Origin of the sequence: Streptomyces sp. NBC_00539, from assembly GCF_036346105.1 — a bacterium.
Taxonomy (GTDB): Bacteria; Actinomycetota; Actinomycetes; order Streptomycetales; family Streptomycetaceae; genus Streptomyces.
The window spans coordinates 1503763-1521104 of record NZ_CP107811.1 but is presented as its reverse complement, the minus strand read 5'-3'; the positions used below and the strand labels follow the sequence as shown (position 1 = coordinate 1521104).

16 protein-coding genes are annotated in these 17342 nt (G+C 70.6%); 10 read left to right on the top strand and 6 right to left on the bottom strand.

The window, feature by feature from the left end; genetic code table 11:
• Position 1: 1 nt before the first annotated feature.
• Together OG861_RS06815 and OG861_RS06810 are read left to right on the top strand one after the other, a co-directional pair.
• Complete coding sequence (locus tag OG861_RS06815) at positions 2 to 1126, top strand: winged helix DNA-binding domain-containing protein (RefSeq protein WP_330261458.1); 1125 nt, start codon at positions 2 to 4, stop codon at positions 1124 to 1126.
• Positions 1127 to 1169: 43 nt separating this feature from the next.
• Positions 1170 to 2849 (top strand): AMP-binding protein, encoded by a 1680-nt coding sequence (locus tag OG861_RS06810; protein WP_330261457.1) that lies wholly within the window; start codon positions 1170 to 1172, stop codon positions 2847 to 2849.
• Positions 2850 to 2919: 70 nt separating this feature from the next.
• Here the strand turns inward: OG861_RS06810 and OG861_RS06805 are convergent, their stop codons facing one another.
• Together OG861_RS06805 and OG861_RS06800 are read right to left on the bottom strand one after the other, a co-directional pair.
• Positions 2920 to 3408, bottom strand: coding sequence for a glutathione peroxidase (locus OG861_RS06805; RefSeq protein WP_329199499.1), 489 nt, complete (start codon positions 3406 to 3408; stop codon positions 2920 to 2922).
• A gap of 45 nt (positions 3409 to 3453) precedes the next feature.
• A complete protein-coding gene (locus OG861_RS06800; RefSeq protein WP_330261456.1) occupies positions 3454 to 4266 on the bottom strand; it encodes a hypothetical protein in 813 nt (270 codons plus the stop codon).
• A 258-nt stretch (positions 4267 to 4524) separates the two neighbouring features.
• On the opposite strand from OG861_RS06800, the gene gcl reads away from it, so the two are divergent.
• On the top strand, positions 4525 to 6312 hold the full coding sequence (gene gcl, locus OG861_RS06795; protein ID WP_329199502.1) for a glyoxylate carboligase: 1788 nt from the start codon (positions 4525 to 4527) through the stop codon (positions 6310 to 6312).
• A 118-nt stretch (positions 6313 to 6430) separates the two neighbouring features.
• On the opposite strand, the gene OG861_RS06790 is transcribed toward gcl, so the two are convergent.
• Positions 6431 to 7162 carry a TetR/AcrR family transcriptional regulator gene (locus OG861_RS06790; protein ID WP_330261455.1) on the bottom strand — a complete coding sequence of 244 codons (732 nt, stop codon included), beginning with the start codon at positions 7160 to 7162 and terminating at the stop codon, positions 6431 to 6433.
• Between the two features lie 124 nt (positions 7163 to 7286).
• On the opposite strand from OG861_RS06790, the gene OG861_RS06785 reads away from it, so the two are divergent.
• Positions 7287 to 8696, top strand: coding sequence for an MFS transporter (locus OG861_RS06785; RefSeq protein WP_330261454.1), 1410 nt, complete (start codon positions 7287 to 7289; stop codon positions 8694 to 8696).
• Between the two features lie 434 nt (positions 8697 to 9130).
• Here OG861_RS06785 and OG861_RS06780 read toward each other — a convergent pair whose 3' ends face one another.
• The 3 genes from OG861_RS06780 to OG861_RS06770 form a co-directional block, all read right to left on the bottom strand.
• Entirely contained in the window at positions 9131 to 10588 is a 1458-nt protein-coding gene (locus OG861_RS06780) for a catalase (protein WP_329199506.1), read from the bottom strand.
• A gap of 217 nt (positions 10589 to 10805) precedes the next feature.
• Positions 10806 to 11705 (bottom strand): 2-hydroxy-3-oxopropionate reductase, encoded by a 900-nt coding sequence (locus tag OG861_RS06775; RefSeq protein WP_329199508.1) that lies wholly within the window; start codon positions 11703 to 11705, stop codon positions 10806 to 10808.
• Between the two features lie 77 nt (positions 11706 to 11782).
• Positions 11783 to 12616: a TIM barrel protein gene (locus OG861_RS06770; protein ID WP_330261453.1), complete on the bottom strand. Its 834-nt coding sequence runs from the start codon at positions 12614 to 12616 to the stop codon at positions 11783 to 11785.
• 126 nt (positions 12617 to 12742) lie between these two features.
• Here OG861_RS06770 and OG861_RS06765 point away from each other — a divergent pair, with 126 nt between their 5' ends.
• The 6 genes from OG861_RS06765 to OG861_RS06740 all read left to right on the top strand — a co-directional run bounded on the left by OG861_RS06765 (position 12743) and on the right by OG861_RS06740 (position 17020).
• Positions 12743 to 12997, top strand: coding sequence for a thiamine-binding protein (locus tag OG861_RS06765; protein ID WP_329199512.1), 255 nt, complete (start codon positions 12743 to 12745; stop codon positions 12995 to 12997).
• Complete coding sequence (locus tag OG861_RS06760; RefSeq protein WP_330261452.1) at positions 12994 to 13428, top strand: helix-turn-helix domain-containing protein; 435 nt, start codon at positions 12994 to 12996, stop codon at positions 13426 to 13428. The genes OG861_RS06765 and OG861_RS06760 overlap by 4 nt, the downstream gene beginning before the upstream one ends.
• A 156-nt stretch (positions 13429 to 13584) precedes the next feature.
• Positions 13585 to 14097: a 2-oxo-4-hydroxy-4-carboxy-5-ureidoimidazoline decarboxylase gene (gene uraD, locus OG861_RS06755; RefSeq protein WP_329199516.1), complete on the top strand. Its 513-nt coding sequence runs from the start codon at positions 13585 to 13587 to the stop codon at positions 14095 to 14097.
• Positions 14094 to 14498: a hydroxyisourate hydrolase gene (gene uraH, locus OG861_RS06750; RefSeq protein WP_329199518.1), complete on the top strand. Its 405-nt coding sequence runs from the start codon at positions 14094 to 14096 to the stop codon at positions 14496 to 14498. The genes uraD and uraH overlap by 4 nt, the downstream gene beginning before the upstream one ends.
• 5 nt (positions 14499 to 14503) lie before the next feature.
• Positions 14504 to 15427, top strand: coding sequence for a factor-independent urate hydroxylase (gene pucL, locus OG861_RS06745; protein ID WP_190186549.1), 924 nt, complete (start codon positions 14504 to 14506; stop codon positions 15425 to 15427).
• A 189-nt stretch (positions 15428 to 15616) separates the two neighbouring features.
• Positions 15617 to 17020 carry an 8-oxoguanine deaminase gene (locus OG861_RS06740; protein WP_330261451.1) on the top strand — a complete coding sequence of 468 codons (1404 nt, stop codon included), beginning with the start codon at positions 15617 to 15619 and terminating at the stop codon, positions 17018 to 17020.
• Positions 17021 to 17342 lie beyond the last annotated feature (322 nt).

The following is a 17342-nucleotide window of genomic DNA, read 5'->3' as shown; positions in this document are numbered from 1 at the left end:
CATGGCCTCATCGACCACCCACCCGGTCCTCGGCGCCCGCGCACTGAGCCGTGCCACGCTCGCGCGCCAGCTGCTGCTGCACCGCACGCCGATGCCCGCGGCCGACGCCGTCTCGCACCTCGTCGGGCTCCAGGCGCAGAACGTCCGGCCGCCCTACTTCCAGCTGCACGCCCGTCTCGCCGGCTTCCGCCCCGCGGAGCTCGCCGCACTGATGGAGTCCCGGGAAGTGGTCCGCATGGTCACCATGCGCTCCACCCTCCACACCCACACCGCGCACGACGCCCTCACCCTCCGGCCGCTCGTCCAGGAGGCCCGCGACCGGGAGCTCGGCAACTTCCGCGCCGGGCTCACCGGAGTCGACCTGGACCGGCTGGCGCGGACCGCGCGGGACTTCGTGGAAGCCGAGCCGCGCACCATGGGGGAGATCCGGGAGGAACTCCTCACCCACTGGCCGGGCGCCGACCCGCAGGCCCTGTCCGTGGCCGCCCGCTGCCGGCTCCCGCTCGTACAGGTCACGCCCCGCGGCGTGTGGGGCCGCAGCGGCCAGGTCCGGCTCACCACCGCCGAGCACTGGCTCGGCCGACCGGCCGGGGAGCCCCAGCGCCTGGACGACGTGGTGCTGCGCTACCTCGGCGCCTTCGGACCCGCCTCCGTGAACGACATGCAGACCTGGGCGGGCCTGACCCGGCTGCGGGAGGCCTTCGAGCGGTTGCGGCCGCGCCTGGTCGTCTTCCGGGACGAGAACGGCGTCGAGCTGTTCGACCTTCCCGACGCACCCCGCCCCGCCCCCGACACCCCCGCCCCGCCCCGCTTCCTCCCCGAGTTCGACAACCTCCTGCTCTCGCACGCCGACCGCGCCCGCGTCGTCCCCCCGCGGCTCAAGGGGCGCAGCTGGTCGGGCAACCAGGCCCACCGCACCCTCCTCCTCGACGGATTCCTCGCCGGGCTCTGGACAGCGGAGGCGGGGGTGCTCACCGTCGAGCTGTTCGACCCGGTGCCGCAGGCGGCCGAGGAGGAGATCGCCGCCGAGGGGGAGCGGCTCCTCGCGCAGATGGGGACGGGTCCGGGAACGCAGGAGGTCCCCGCCGGAGCCGGCCGCATCCGCTTCGGGTCAATCCGGGGCTGACGTCGGCCTAGTGATCCACAGCGCCACGCGGCACGATTCCCCCATGACGGAGAACAGCGCCACCGCACAGTTCCTGGCCGCCCGCGACTTCCTGCTCGACCGCCGCGGGGACTACGAAGCCGCCCGGGCCGGCTTCACCTGGCCCCGCCCCGAGCGCTTCAACTGGGCCCTGGACTGGTTCGACCACATCGCCACCGGGAACGGCGCCGACGCCCTGCGGATCGTCGAGGAGGACGGCACGAGCCGGGGGGTCTCCTTCGGGGAGCTGGCCGTGCGCTCGGACTCGGCCGCGAACTGGCTGCGCGACCAGGGCGTCGGCGCCGGCGACCGGATCCTGCTGATGCTCGGCAACCAGCGCGAGCTGTGGGAGGTGATGCTCGCCGCGATGAAACTGCGCGCGGTCGTCATCCCCGCCACCCCGCTGCTCGGCGCGGCAGACCTGCGCGACCGCGTCGAGCGCGGGCAGGTGCGCCACGTCATCGTGCGCGCCGAGGACACCGGCAAGTTCGACGAGGTGCCCGGCACCTACACCCGTATCGCCGCCGGACCCGAGGTGCCCACCGGGTGGCGCCGCCTGGAGGACATGTACCAGGCGGACAGCGGGTTCACGCCCGACGGCGAGACCCTGGCCGACGACCCCCTGATGCTCTACTTCACCTCCGGCACCACCGCCCGTCCCAAGCTGGTCGAGCACACGCACGCGTCGTACCCGATCGGGCACCTGTCCACCATGTACTGGGTCGGACTGCGCCCCGACGACGTCCACCTCAACATCGCCTCGCCCGGCTGGGCCAAGCACGCCTGGTCCAACCTCTTCACGCCCTGGAACGCGGGCGCGACCGTGTTCGTGTACAACTACACCCGCTTCGACGCCGAGCGGCTGATGGCGGAGATGGACCGCGGCGGCGTCACCACCTTCTGCGCCCCGCCGACCGTGTGGCGGATGCTGATCCAGTCCGACCTCGGCCTGCTGCGCAACCCGCCGCGCGAGGCCGTCGCCGCCGGAGAGCCGCTGAACCCGGAGGTCATCGAGAAGGTCCGCCAGGCCTGGGGCGTGACCGTCCGCGACGGATTCGGCCAGACCGAGACCACCCTGCAGATCGGGAACTTCCCGGGCGCCCCGGTCAGGCCCGGCTCGATGGGCCGTCCGGCGCCCGGCTACGAGATCGTGCTCCTGGACCCGGTCACCGGCAAGGAGTCCCCCGACGAGGGGGAGGTCTGCGTGGACCTGCGCACCCGGCCCGCCGGGGTCATGACGGGCTACCGCGACGACCCCGAGCGGACGGCCGAGGCGATGGCGGGCGGTCTCTACCGCACCGGCGACATCGCCTCGCGCGACGCCGAGGGCCACCTCACCTACGTGGGCCGCTCGGACGACGTCTTCAAGGCCTCCGACTACAAGATCAGCCCGTTCGAGCTGGAGAGCGCCCTGCTGGAGCACGAGGCCGTCGCCGAGGCGGCCGTCGTCCCGGCCCCGGACGCGGTGCGGCTCGCCGTCCCCAAGGCGTACGTCACGCTCGCCGCCGGCTGGGAGCCGGGGGAGGAGACGGCCCGGGTGCTGTTCGCGCACTCCCGGGCGGTGCTGTCCCCGTACAAGCGGATCCGCCGGATCGAGTTCGGCCCGCTCCCGAAGACCGTGTCCGGCAAGATCCGCCGGGTGGAGCTGCGGGAGCTCACCGAGGCCGGCTCGACGGCGGAGTACGACGAGGCCGACCTCCGCTGAGCCCGGCCCCGACCCGACCCCGGCCCGGGCCACGGCCCGGCCGGGGCCAGGGCCGGGACCGCCGAGGTGATCAGGCCGGCAGCTGCGCCTCGATCGCCGCGATCACCTCGGGCGCCTCGGGCTCGGTGCGCGGACGGAAGCGCGCCACGACCTCACCGGCGGGGGAGATCAGGAACTTCTCGAAGTTCCACTGGATGTCCCCCGCCTCCCCGTCCGCGTCCGGGGTCTTCACCAGCTCCTGGTACAGCGGGTGCCGGTTCTCGCCGTTGACCTCGGACTTCTCCAGCATCGGGAAGGTCACGCCGAAGCCCGCCGCGCAGAACGTCTGGATGTCGTCCGCGGAGCCCGGCTCCTGGCCGCCGAACTGGTTGCAGGGCACGCCGATGACGGTGAAGCCCTTCTCCTCGTACGCGAACTGCAGCCGGGCCAGCCCCGAGTACTGCGGGGTGAGGCCGCACTGGGAGGCGGTGTTCACCAGCAGGATCGCCTTGCCCTTGTAGGCGGCCAGGCTGGTGGGCTCGTCGGACAGGGTGGTCAGCGGGATGTCGTACAGGCTCATCGGGCTCGTTCTCCTCAGCGGACGCGACTACGCAATGTCCCGAGCCTATGGCCCCGCACCGACGAGTGCGTCCGCCGGGTCGTTGACGGGCTGCGGCATGCCCGTGAGGTCCATGACGAACAGCGGTATCCCCAGATCGTCGGCGCGCGCCCGGGCGTCCGAGGTGTACCCGGCGAGGGAGAAGTAGACGCTGGTCGCGGAGGCGGTCAGCCCGTTCAGCCACACGCACTCCACCGCCCGCAGCCCGGCCGGCGCGGTGCTCGGGTCCACCTGGGCGACCACCCCGGGAGCCCGCAGGTCCACCGCCGCCGACGGTATCGGCGGCCCGTCGGGCTGCCGTACGTCCTGGAAGCCGAGCCAGCGCAGGTACAGCGCGGCCGTCGCCACCGCGTCCCGGGCCGTACGGATGGTCACGGGCCGGAAGGGCGGACGCGACGCCGGCGCACCCGGGAGCGGTACCGGCCCCGGTCCCGCCCGGCGCGGAGCCGCCGGTCCGGGCCCCGGCCCGCGGGTCCCGCCACCGCCCGGTCCCGCGTCCTCACCCGCGCCCGCGCCCGCGGCGCCCCGCGTACCGGCGGCCGCCCCGGGCGGCTCCGGCGCGTGGACGGGGATCAGCACCACCGTCCCGCACGAGGCGCACCCCACCTCCGGGTGCGGCCACTCGCTCTCCCGCCCGCAGGCCGCGCACCGCACGGTCACCCAGCTGTCCGTCCACGTCCGGTGCGTCAGCGGCAGCGGGGGCGCCGCGAGGTCCAGCGGCGGGGTGATCGGGCTCCCGCAGGCGCACGGGTAGACCGGCGCCGCATAGGCGTTCTCGCGCTGGCACGCCGGACACCGCACCGGTACCGCTTCCGCCATGGGACACGTACCCCCTCCGTCGCTGTGCGTACGTCCATGGTCCACGACGCGCGACCGGCCGGGGCGGCGTCGCCCCGAATTCCGCCACCGAGGTGGCGTTTTTGTGCGACAGACCGAGCGAGACGCGGCATTTGGTGGGTTCCGGGGTGCTGAAGCGCCTTGACGTGCGCAGAACTCGCCGCTTAGCTTGTTCCGTATAGCAGAACAAAACTTCCGTATGACGGAAACTGCCTGACCGCCACACCGCAGGAGACCTCGATGCCTCGTATGACAGCCGCCGCCGCTGCAGTGGAGATCCTCAAGCGCGAGGGTGTCGCGCACGCGTTCGGCGTCCCCGGCGCTGCGATCAACCCGTTCTACCGGGAGCTCAAGAACGTCGGTGGCATCAAGCACACCCTCGCCCGCCACGTCGAGGGCGCCTCGCACATGGCGGAGGGCTACACCCGCACCGCGCCCGGCAACATCGGCGTCTGCATCGGCACCTCCGGCCCGGCCGGCACCGACATGATCACCGGCCTGTACTCGGCGATCGCGGACTCCATCCCGATCCTGTGCATCACCGGCCAGGCCCCGGTCTCCAAGCTCCACAAGGAAGACTTCCAGGCCGTCGACATCGCCTCGATCGCCAAGCCGGTCACCAAGAAGGCCACGACCGTCCTGGAGGCCGCGCAGGTCCCGGGCGTGTTCCAGGAGGCCTTCCACCTGATGCGCTCCGGCCGTCCCGGCCCGGTCCTGATCGACCTGCCGATCGACGTCCAGCTGACCGAGATCGAGTTCGACCCCGAGACCTACGAGCCGCTGCCGGTCTACAAGCCGCGCGCCACCCGTGCCCAGGCGGAAAAGGCCGTCCGGTTCCTGCTGGAGTCCGAGCGCCCGCTGATCGTCGCCGGTGGCGGCATCATCAACGCCGACGCCGCCGACCTGCTGGTCGAGTTCGCCGAGCTGACCAACGTCCCGGTCATCTCCACCCTGATGGGCTGGGGCGTCATCCCCGACGACCACGAGCTGAGCGCCGGCATGGTCGGCGTCCAGACCTCGCACCGCTACGGCAACGCGACCTTCCTGGAGTCGGACTTCGTCCTCGGCATCGGCAACCGCTGGGCCAACCGTCACACCGGCTACAACCTGGACGCGTACCTCGGCGACCGCAAGTTCGTCCACGTCGACATCGAGCCCACCCAGATCGGCAAGATCTTCGCCCCGGACTTCGGCATCGCCTCCGACGCCAAGGCCGCGCTGGAGCTCTTCATCGAGATCGCCAAGGAGCTCAAGGCCGAGGGCAAGCTCCCGGACTACAGCGCCTGGGTCGCCTCGCACCTGGAGCGCAAGGGCTCGCTGCAGCGCCGCACGCACTTCGACAACATCCCCATGAAGCCGCAGCGCGTCTACGAGGAGATGAACAAGGCGTTCGGCCCGGAGACCCGCTACGTCACCACCATCGGTCTGTCCCAGATCGCCGGTGCGCAGATGCTGCACGTCTTCAAGCCGCGCCACTGGATCAACTGCGGCCAGGCCGGCCCGCTCGGCTGGACCATCCCGGCCGCGCTGGGCGTCGCCTCCGCCGACCCGGAGAACCCGGTCGTCGCGCTCTCCGGTGACTACGACTTCCAGTTCATGCTGGAGGAGCTGGCCGTCGGCGCGCAGCACAAGATCCCGTACGTCCACGTCCTGGTGAACAACGCCTACCTGGGCCTGATCCGCCAGGCGCAGGGTGGTCTCGGCATCAACTTCGAGGTCAACCTGGAGTTCGAGAACATCAACGCGCCCGAGCTGGGCGTCTACGGCGTCGACCACGTCAAGGTCGTCGAGGGCCTCGGCTGCAAGGCGATCCGCGTCACCGACCCGAACGAGCTGGGCGCCGCCTTCGAGGAGGCCAAGAAGCTGGCCGCCGAGTACAGCGTCCCGGTCGTCGTCGAGGCGATCCTGGAGCGCGTCACCAACATCTCGATGAGCAAGACGGTCGACATGAGCGACGTCACCGAGTTCGAGGAGCTGGCGACCGAGCCGGGCCACGCCCCGACCGCGATCCGCCCGATCACGGTCTGATCCCGCAGCCCCTGACGCACCCGCGCACGAACGAACGGCCCCTGGAAACCACCGGTTTCCAGGGGCCGTTCGCCGTCCCGGTTCAGTTCGCCGTCCCGGTTCAGTTCGCCGTCCCGGTTCAGTTCCCGGCCCCGGCTCGGCCGAGGGCGAGACCGTCGATCAGTACCTCCACGCCGAGCGCGAGCCGTGCCGCGGCCGGACCGGCGGCCAACTCCGCGGCGCTCGCAGCGAGATGCGGATGGCGGGCCGGGTCGAGGCCGGCGAGCCGCTCCTCGAGGGAGACACGGGCGTGCCGGTGTTCCAGGGCCTCCTGCAAAGCGTCCGGTCCGCCGCCCGCCGGGGGAGCGGCGACGGCGACCTCGTAGGTGACCGCTCCGATGTACAGGGCGATCAGGTCGCAGCCCCAGGCGGCCCGTTGGCGTTCCACGCCCCCGACCAGCAGCAGACCGAGGATGCGGTCGAAGAGGCCGAGCCAGGCGGGCGTGGCGGGGATGGAGCCGAGCGAGACGCGCCCGATGCCGGGGTGGGCGTTGAGGGCGTGCACCACGTCGGTGATGAGGGTGGTCAGCCGGGTGCGCCAGTCCCCCGGGGGATCCGCCGGGAGCTCGGGCAGCGGCACGGTCGCGATCACCGCGTCGTGCATCAGCCGCAGCAGTTCCTCGCGCTGCGAGACGTAGACGTACAAGGACGCGGGGCCGGTGTCGAGTGCGGCCGCCACCTTCCGCATCGTCACCGCGTCCAGGCCCTCGCGGCGCAGCACGCCCAGGCCCGCGTCGATCACGGCGGCCATGCTCAGCGGGGGTTTGGCGGGGCGCGAGCGGGTGCTCTTGCGGCGGGGTGGCGTCTCCATGGCGACAGGCTAGCAGTTGACAGCGAACGCCGTTCGTTGCGAACGTTGTTCGTGACGAACAACGTTCGTTCTGCTGTGCCCGGCGTTCATCGCCGCTGATTCCACGCTCCGGGGGAGACCTGCCTTGTCCTACGCACACCACCCTTTTCCGCACCCGCACCCGCACCCGCACCCGCGCCGCTGGGCGGTCCTCTGCGTCGTCCTCCTCGCGGAAGTGATGGACCTTCTGGACGCCACCGTCACCGGCGTCGCCGCCCCCGTCATCGCCGCCGACCTCGGCGGCGGCCGGGCCGTGACCCAGTGGCTGCAAGCCGGCTACACGCTGCCCTTCGCCGCCCTGCTGATCACCGCCGGGCGGCTGGGGGACCGGTACGGGCGGCGGCGGCTCTTCCTGATCGGCGCCGCCGGTTTCACGGCCGCCTCCGCCCTGTGCGCCCTCGCCCCCGACCCCGGCACGCTGATCACCGCCCGGGCCGTCCAGGGCGCCTTCGGGGCCCTGCTGCTGCCGCAGGGCTTCGGCATCATCAAGGAGACCTTCCCCGAAGCCGAACTTCCCAAGGCCTTCGGCCTGTTCGGGCCGGTCATGGGTCTGTGCGCCGTCGCCGGCCCCGTGGTGGGCGGGCTGCTCGCCGGAGCGGACCTGTTCGGCTCCGGCTGGCGCCTGGTGTTCCTGGTCAACCTGCCGCTCGGCCTCCTCGCCCTGGCCGGTGCCGTGCGCTGGGTCCCGCGGGGCAAGCCCGACGCCGGGCTGCGGCTCGACGTACCGAGCGTGCTGCTGGCCGGCGCGGCCTCCGCGGCCGTGGTGTTCCCGCTCGTCCAGGGACCGGAGCTGGGGTGGCGCTTGTGGTCCCTCCTCCTGCCGGCCGCGGGACCCGCCGGGTGCGTGGTCTTCGCACGGATGCAGCGGCGTCGTCCCTCGCCGCTCATGGCGCCCGGCCTGCTGGCCAACCGCGGCTACACCTGCGGGATCGTCGTCGCCCTCGTTTTCTTCGCCTCGTTCACCGGCCTCATGCTGGTGCTCTCCCTCTTCCTCCAGGGTCCGCTCGGCCTTTCGCCGCAGGGAGCGGGGTACGCCCTCGCCCCCATGGCCCTCGGGATCGCCCTGTCGGCCGGCCCTGCCGGGTCCCTCGCGCAGCGGCACGGACGGGTGGTGATCCAGGGCGGGATCGTCGTCACCGCCCTCGGGCTCCTGGTGCTCGCCGGCTGCGCCGACGGGGCGGTGGACGGGTGGAGGCTGGTGCCGGGCACGCTGGTCACCGGCCTCGGCATGGGACTGGTGGTCCCGCCGCTGTTCGACGTCATCCTGGCCGGGGTGTCCCCGTCCGAGGTGGGGTCGGCCTCCGGAGTCCTGGACGCGGTACAGCAGTTGGCCGGTGCGGTGGGCGTCGCGCTGCTGGTCACCGTATGGACGGCCTTCACCGACCACGGCAGTACCCCGTCCACCGCCCTGTCCGCCACGGCGCTCGTGACCCTGGTCCTCCTCGTGGGCGCCCTTGCCGTCTCCGCCCGCCTTCCCCGGTACGTCCGCGCATGAGCAACCGCGCCCGGGCATGAGCAACCGCGCCCGCGCATGACAAAGCGCCGAGTCACGGGACCGTCCGTGACTCGGCGCTTTGGGTGGTGACCGCCCGACGGTGCGAGGCTGGCGCGACAGGACGTTCGCGCCGCCGGGCGGAGTCGGGGCCCGTGTACGGGGGGCTCTGTGCGTAGCCCCCGTACACGAGTTGCCGGGACCGTGGCGGGCGGGCGACGAGAACTCCGGCATCGTCTCCCTCAGGTCAAGAGACGAGCCTCGGAACCCATTACCACCGCACTGGCTCGCACGCTCGCCACGGTCCTCACGCGGCGCCGGCCACAAGGGCCGGCGCTGTCCGCCCTCACCGCGCACCACCCCTCATCCGGGTACGCGGTTCGGGCTCAGCACCCGGAGCCTGACCTCCCGTCAGGCCCCCGGTACAACTGGGTGGCTCAGGCGTCGCGCAGGGCGCGGACGGCCTCCTCGACGCGGCGGCCGTAGTCGGCGTCCGCGGCGTGGAAGTGAGCCAGGTTCTTCTCGATGACGTCTTCGAGGGTGACCTGCGACAGGCCGCCGGCGATGTTCGCCACCAGACGCTGCTTCTCGGCCTCCGACATCAGGCGGTAGAGCTCACCGGCCTGGAAGAAGTCGTCGTCCTTGGTGTGGGCCGGGGCCTCGTGGGTGCCCGTGTAGCCGGAGACGGCCTTCGGGGCGCCGAGCGCGAGACCGGTCTCGGCCGGGCCCTGGTACGAGTTGGGCTCGTAGTTCTTGTCGTGGCGCGAGCCGTTGCGCAGCGCCATGACGCCGTCGCGGCCGTAGTTGTCGGCCTTCGTCGCCTTCGGGGCGTTGACCGGCAGCACGGTGTGGTTCACACCGAGGCGGTAGCGCTGGGCGTCGGCGTACGCGAACAGGCGGCCCTGGAGCATCTTGTCCGGCGAGGCGGTGATGCCCGGGACGAAGTTGTTCGGGGAGAACGCGGACTGCTCGACCTCGGCGAAGACGTTGTCCGGGTTGCGGTCGAGGACCAGACGGCCCACTCGCTGGAGCGGGTAGTCGGCGTGCGGCCACACCTTGGTGAGGTCGAACGGGTTGAAGCGGTAGTCCGCGGCCTCGGCGGCGGGCATGATCTGGACGTAGAGGGTCCAGCTCGGGTTCACACCGCGCTCGATGGCCTGGAGCAGGTCGGTCTGGTGCGAGTTGGCGTCCTTGCCGACGAGCTCGGCGGCCTGCTCGGAGGACAGGCAGCGGATGCCCTGGTTCGTCTTGAAGTGGTACTTGACGAAGAAGGCCTCGCCGTTCTCGTTCGTCCACTGGTAGGTGTGGGAGCCGTAACCGTTCATGTGGCGGTACGACGCGGGGATGCCGCGGTCACCCATCAGCCAGGTGATCTGGTGCGTCGCCTCGGGGGCGTGCGCCCAGAAGTCCCAGACGTTGTCCGGCTCCTGCTTGCCCGTGAAGGGGTCGCGCTTCTGGGAGTGGATGAAGTCGGGGAACTTGATCGGGTCCTTGATGAAGAACACCGGGGTGTTGTTGCCGACGAGGTCGTAGTTGCCCTCTTCGGTGTAGAACTTGAGCGCGAAGCCACGCGGGTCGCGGACGGCGTCCGCGCCACCGAGGGAGTCGGCGACGGTGGAGAACCGCAGGAAGGTCTCGGTCTTCTTGCCGACCGTGTTCAGGAAGGCGGCGCTGGTGTACGCGGTGACGTCGTCGGTCACCTCGAAGTAGCCGTACGCGGCCGAGCCGCGGGCGTGCACCACGCGCTCCGGGATGCGCTCACGGTTGAAGCGGGCGAGCTTCTCGAGGAGCTGCTGGTCCTGGATCAGGAGCGGGCCACCGACGCCGGCGGTGGCGGAGTTCTGGTTGTCGGCGACCGGGGCGCCGGACTCGGTCGTCAGCGTGCGCTTCGACATGGTGACCTTCCGTACGGGTAACTGCTGAGACGGAAGGCGTCTTCCGTCATGCGGAACAGCCTAATTTCGGCGTGAACACGACGTCAACAGTTTGTTGAAAGAAAGAGTGTGGAGGTGATCCGGACGGTGCCGGCGCCTGGGCGCGACAGGACAGGTGTCAGCACCGGCACCGTCCGAAACTCGTGTCTCCCCGGAGGGAGGGGGGCAGGTCCGGGGATCAGACCTGGGCGCCGGAGAGGCGCTCGACCGCGCGGAGCAGGGCCGAGTGGTCCAGCCCGCCGTCACCCTGGGCGCGCAGCGAGGCGACCAGCTGGGCGACGACCGCGCCGACCGGGAGGGCAGCACCGACGTTGCGGGCGGCGTCGGTGACGATGCCCATGTCCTTGTGGTGCAGGTCGATCCGGAAACCGGGCTTGAAGTCGCGGTTGAGGAAGTTGTCCTTCTTGCGGGTCAGGACCGTGGAGCCGGCCAGACCGCCGTTGAGGACGTCCAGGGCGGCCTGGAGGTTCACGCCCGACTTCTCGAGGAAGACGACGGCCTCGGCGCACGCCTGGATGTTCACCGCGACGATGAGCTGGTTGGCGGCCTTGACCGTCTGGCCGGAGCCGTGCGGGCCGCACAGGACGATGGTCTTGCCGAGCGTCTCCAGGATCGGCAGGGCCGCGTCGAAGTCGGCCTGCTCGCCACCCACCATGATCGACAGGACGGCCTCGATGGCGCCGGCCTCGCCGCCGGACACCGGGGCGTCGATGACGCGGATGCCCTTCTCGGCGGCGTTCTTCGCGAGGTCGACCGAGGTCTGCGGGGTGATCGACGACATGTCGATGATCAGCGCACCGGACTTGGCGTTCGCGAGGATGCCCTCGGGGCCGTAGTTGATGGCCTCGACCTGCGGGGAGGCGGGCACCATCGTGATGATCACGTCGGCGTCCTTGACGGCCTCGGCGATCGAGCCGGCGGCGGTGCCACCGGCGGCGGCCAGGCGCTCCAGCTTGTCCTGCTCCAGTGTGAAGCCGGTGACCGGGTATCCGGCCTTGATGAGGTTCTCGGACATGGGCGAGCCCATGATGCCGAGGCCGATCCAGGCGATCGACGGAAGCGCGGTGGAGGTGCTCATGATGGGGGGTCCTTCTCTTCAATGCTTCGTACGAAAAGTGCGGGAGGTGCCTGGCTGATCGCCCGGACTTCGTCCGCCTACTTGGCGGCGCGGGCCTCGGCCGGCAGCCACGCGAAGGACGCGGCGGCGTCCGCGGCCTTGTACTCCAGGCCTACGTAGCCCTCGTACCCGGCCTTCTTGAGCTGGTCGAGCAGCTCTTCGAGGGGCAGCTCGCCGGTGCCCGGGGCGCCGCGGCCCGGCTTGTCGGCGATCTGGACGTGCCCGGTCTTGGCGGCGTACTTTTCGATGACCTCGCCGAGGTCCTCGTCGTTCATCGCCAGGTGGTACAGGTCGAGCAGGAACTTGGCGTTCCCGAGGCCGGTGGCCTCGTTGACCTTGTCCACGACCGCGATGCCGGCCGGGGCGCTCACCAGTGGGTAGAGCGGCGACTCGGGCTTGTTGAGGGTCTCGATCAGCAGGATGGCGCCCACCCGGTCCGCGGCCTTGGCGGCCGTGACGAGGTTCTTGAGCGCCAGCTCGTCCTGGACCGCGGGGTCCACGCCCTCGACCCGGTTGCCGTAGAGGGCGTTCAGTGCCTTGCAGCCGACCGAGGCCGCGAAGTCGGCGGCCACGTTGATGTTGGCGTTGAAGCGGTCGGACTCCTCGCCGGGCACGGAGACCGCGCCGCGGTCCGGACCCGGCAACTGGCCGGCGTAGAAGTTCAGGCCCACCAGCTGGGTGCCCGCGTCCTCAAGAGCCTTCTTGAGGGCGTCGAGCTCCGCCTGGGCGGGAGTGGGGGTCTCGATCCAGGGCCACCACAGCTCGACCGCCGTGAAGCCCGCCGCGGCGGCAGCCGCGGGACGCTCCAGGAGCGGGAGTTCCGTGAAGAGGATCGAAAGGTTCACATCGAAGCGCTGGTCCGTGTATCCCATGAGGGGTGTGCGCTCCTTCCGTATTGCGGAAGTTAGTTTCTGCTTGATGGAAGACTGCATCGAGGTTTGCGTGGCTGTCAAGTGCGCACTGCCGAAAAGTCCCAGCTGCGGGGTAGCTTGGCCCGCGTGCGATTGAGAGTGGAGTTCACGACCGAGCCCTTCGATCTCGAAGAGGCCCCCGACCACGCCGTGGCCGCGCGCGAGGTCATCCAGAAGGCCCGCCTCGACGCGGTGGACGTCGGCCCGTTCGGCAACACCGCCGAAGGGGAGTCCGACGAGGTGCTGGGCGCCGTGGCCGCGCTGCTGCGCAATGCGCTGGAGGCCGGGGCCACGCGCGTGTCGCTCCAGGTCAATGTGATCGCGGAGGACACCACCCCATGACCGAGCCCCGTGACCACCCCTTCGTCACCGCCGTCAAGCCGCTGGTGGACGCGATGGGCGGAGAGCTGATGGACCCGGCCCAGGCGCAGCCCGACGACGTCGTGCTCAGCTGGGAGGGCCAGGAGCTGCTCGCCGTGCGCCTGCCCCAGCTCTCCGACTCGCTGGACCACATCCTGGCCGCGCTGGAGCGCCGGCACGGCGTACCGTTGGCCCAGCTCGACCGGAAGTCCAAGCAGGACGTGGTGCGCATACTGGAGGCGCGCGGCGCGTTCTCCGTGCGGCACGGCGTGGAGACGGTCGCGAGCGCCCTGGGCGTGAGCCGCTTCACCGTCTACAACTACTTGAACCGGGACTCCAGCCCCGCCAAGGGGTCCACCCCTCCCAAGGGGTCCGGCCTCCCCGAGGGGGCGGAGAAGAACAGCCAATCGTGAACGACCGCTGACCCGCCGTGACGAGCCGCCGCCCCGATTCACCCGGGCGGCGGCTTTTGTGTACGGGAAGTTTCAACAAAGTGTTGACGGCGTGTTGTCGAGGGCGTTAGCTATGCGCAGCCCGTCAAAAGCAACAACAGGCCACGGAGGCCTACCGTGACTTCGAGTCCGACCCCGGGTCTCACCCGGTTCAACGCCTTGGACGACAGCGCGGCCACGGCCGTGCTGCACGAGGTGTGCGCCAGTTCGGCATGGGGGAGCAAGCTGCTCGCCCAGCGCCCTTTCCCCACCGTCGAGGCACTCTTCTCGGCCAACGAGTCCGCCATGGCGGAGCTCACCGCCGAGGACCTGGCCGAGGCGATGGCGGGACACGCGCCGATCGGCCGCCCGAAGCCGGGAGACCCGACCTCCGCCCGCGAACAGCGCGGCATGGCCGGCGCCTCGGAGGAGCTCCGGAGCGAGCTCCTCGAACTGAACCTGGCGTACCAGGAGAAGTTCGGCCACGTCTTCCTCATCTGCGCCACCGGTGCCACCGGTGAGTTCATGCGGGACGCGGTCAAGGTACGGATCGAGAACTCGCCGGAGCAGGAGCGGGAGACCGCCCGCGGCGAGCTCGTGAAGATCAACCGGATCCGTCTGACCCGGCTCGTGGAGGAAGAGAGCGCATGAGCACTGACACGACTGCTTCGGTGTCCACGCACATCCTGGACACCAGCATCGGCCGCCCCGCCGAGGGCGTCGCCATCTCCCTGTCGGCCCGTACGGGCCTCGACGGGGACTGGGCGGCCCTGGGCGGCTCCGCCACCGACGCGGACGGCCGCTGCAAGGACCTCCCGGCCCTGCCGGAGGGCACCACCCACGTACGTCTCGACTTCGAGACCGAGACGTACTTCGCTGAAAAAGACCGTTCCAACAAGCAAGCCGAGGCGCAGCAGGACGCCCCCCGCGTAAGGGACAGCGGTGCGTTCTTCCCCGAGGTCACCATCACCTTCGCGGTGAACCCGGGCGAGCATTACCACGTACCGCTGCTGCTCAACCCGTTCGGCTACTCCGTTTACCGAGGGAGCTAGCAGACATGCCCACGATTCTCGGCCAGAACCAGTACGGCAAAGCAGAGAACCGCGTAGTCAAGATCACGCGGGACGGCGACACCCACCACATCAAGGACCTGAACGTCTCGGTCGCCCTCTCGGGCGACATGGACGACGTCCACTACTCCGGCTCGAACGCCAACTGCCTCCCGACGGACACCACCAAGAACACGGTGTACGCGTTCGCCAAGGAGCACGGCATCGAGTCCGCCGAGCAGTTCGGCATCCACCTGGCGCGCTGGTTCGTCAACAGCCAGGAGCCGATCCAGCGTGCGCGCATCCGGATCGAGGAGTACGCCTGGGACCGGATCCCCACCTCCGACGCCAACTCGAAGTTCATCGGGTCGGACGAGGTGAAGCACTCCTTCGTGCGCCAGGGCCAGGAGACCCGGGTCACTCAGGTCACCTACGACGGCACCAACTGGGAGGTCATCTCCGGCCTCAAGGACCTCGTCGTCATGAACTCCACGAACTCCGAGTTCTGGGGTTACGTGAAGGACAAGTACACGACCCTGAAGGAGGCCTACGACCGCATCCTGGCCACCCAGGTGTCGGCCCGCTGGCGCTTCAACTGGTCGGACGACGAGCAGCGGATGCCGAACTGGGAGAAGTCCTACGCCGAGACCCGCAAGCACATGCTCGAGGCCTTCGCGGAGACCTACTCCCTGTCGCTCCAGCAGACCCTGTACCAGATGGGTTCGCGCATCATCAACCACCGTTCGGAGATCGACGAGGTCCGCTTCTCGCTCCCGAACAAGCACCACTTCCTCGTCGACCTGGAGCCCTTCGGCCTCAAGAACGACAACGAGGTCTACTTCGCCGCGGACCGGCCGTACGGCCTGATCGAGGCGACGGTCCTGCGGGACGGCGTCGACGCCCGTATCCCCGTGGACATGACCAACCTCTGATGCGGGACGCGCGTCCCGGGGCTCCGCAGTGGCCCCGGGACGTCGCGACAGCTCCACGACTTCCCGAAACGGCACCCGGACGCGCCCCAGGGGGCGGCAGTACTGTCAGCTGTCACGGCCCCCGGCTCCGGCACTCAAACCACCTGGGCTTTGCCGGCCCGCACCGCCACTGAAAGCACGAGGAAGCCCATGGCAGCATCGGCAGCCCCTGACAGCGCCGCCACGCGCATCGTCATCGAGAACTGTGCGATCGCGACCGTCGACGCCCACGACACCGAGTACGCCTCGGGTCACATCGTCGTCGCCGGCAACAGGATCGAGTCCATCGGCGCGGGCAAGGCCCCCGAGAACCTCGAGAACGTCGTCCGCCGGATCGATGGCACCGGGCACCTCGTGACCCCCGGTCTGGTCAACACGCACCACCACTTCTACCAGTGGATCACGCGTGGTCTGGCCACCGACCACAACCTCTTCAACTGGCTCGTCGCGCTGTACCCGACCTGGGCGCGCATCGACGAGCAGATGGCCTACACGGCTGCCCAGGGCTCCCTGGCGATGATGGCCAAGGGCGGCGTCACCACCGCCATGGACCACCACTACGTCTTCCCCAAGGGCTCCGGCGACCTCTCCGGCGCGATCATCCGCGCCGCGTCCGAGATGGGCGTGCGCTTCACCCTCGCCCGCGGCTCGATGGACCGCAGCGAGAAGGACGGCGGCCTGCCCCCGGACCACGCCGTCGAGACCCTCGAAGGCGCGCTCGCCGACACCGAGGCGACCGTCAAGAAGCACCACGACCACTCCTTCGACGCGATGACCCAGGTCGCCGTCGCGCCGTGCTCCCCCTTCTCGGTCTCCACCGAACTGCTCAAGCAGGGCGCCGAGCTGGCCCGCCGTCTGGGCGTGCGCATGCACACCCACGGCAGCGAGACCGTCGAGGAAGAGCAGTTCTGCAAGGAACTGTTCGGCATGGGCCCGACCGACTACTTCGAGTCGACGGGCTGGCTCGGCGAGGACGTGTGGATGGCGCACAGCGTCCACATGAACGACTCCGACATCGCCGCGTTCGCCCGCACCAAGACCGGTGTCGCGCACTGCCCGTCCTCCAACGCCCGCCTGGCCGCCGGCATCGCCCGCGTCCCGGACATGCTCGCCGCCGGCGTACCCGTCGGCCTCGGAGTGGACGGCACCGCCTCGAACGAGTCCGGCGAACTGCACACCGAGCTGCGCAACGCGCTGCTCATCAACCGCCTCAACCCGGTCCACCGCGAGCGCGCCCTGAACGCCCGCCAGGCCCTGCGCCTGGGTACGTACGGCGGCGCCCAGGTCCTCGGCCGCGCCGACAGCATCGGCTCGCTGGAGGCGGGCAAGCTCGCCGACCTGGTGATGTGGAACCTGGGCACGCTGGCCCACTCCTCCATCGCCGACCCGGTCATCGCGCTCGTCTTCGGCGCGGCCGCCCCGGTGACGCTCTCGCTGGTCAACGGCAAGCAGATCGTCGAGGACAACCGACTTCTCTTCGCCGACGAGGACGCGATCGCCGTGTCCACGCGGGAGGAGGCCCAGCGCCTGGCGCGCATCTGCGCACGGGCCTGATCCCCCCGGCCACCCACGCCGGTACCCCGCCCGGCCACCGCCGGGAGGTACCCCCAGAGTCCGGCCGGGGGGGACGGCCCCCGGCCGGGGGCCGCGGACCCGAGCGGGGTCCGCGGCAGCCGTTCCCGGGAAGCGCCCGACGAACCTTCCGAAGGCGCTCCCGGGCACGGTGAGCCGTAACGACGCACCGCGCCGGAACCCACCCCGCCTCCGCGCCCGCGCCACAGCACCACCCTCCACGGGAACGACTCGGGCGAATCGTTTCCGCATCTGTCAGGGGCAGGACAGCACCGCCACCACTCCCCGCACCGCTACCACTCCC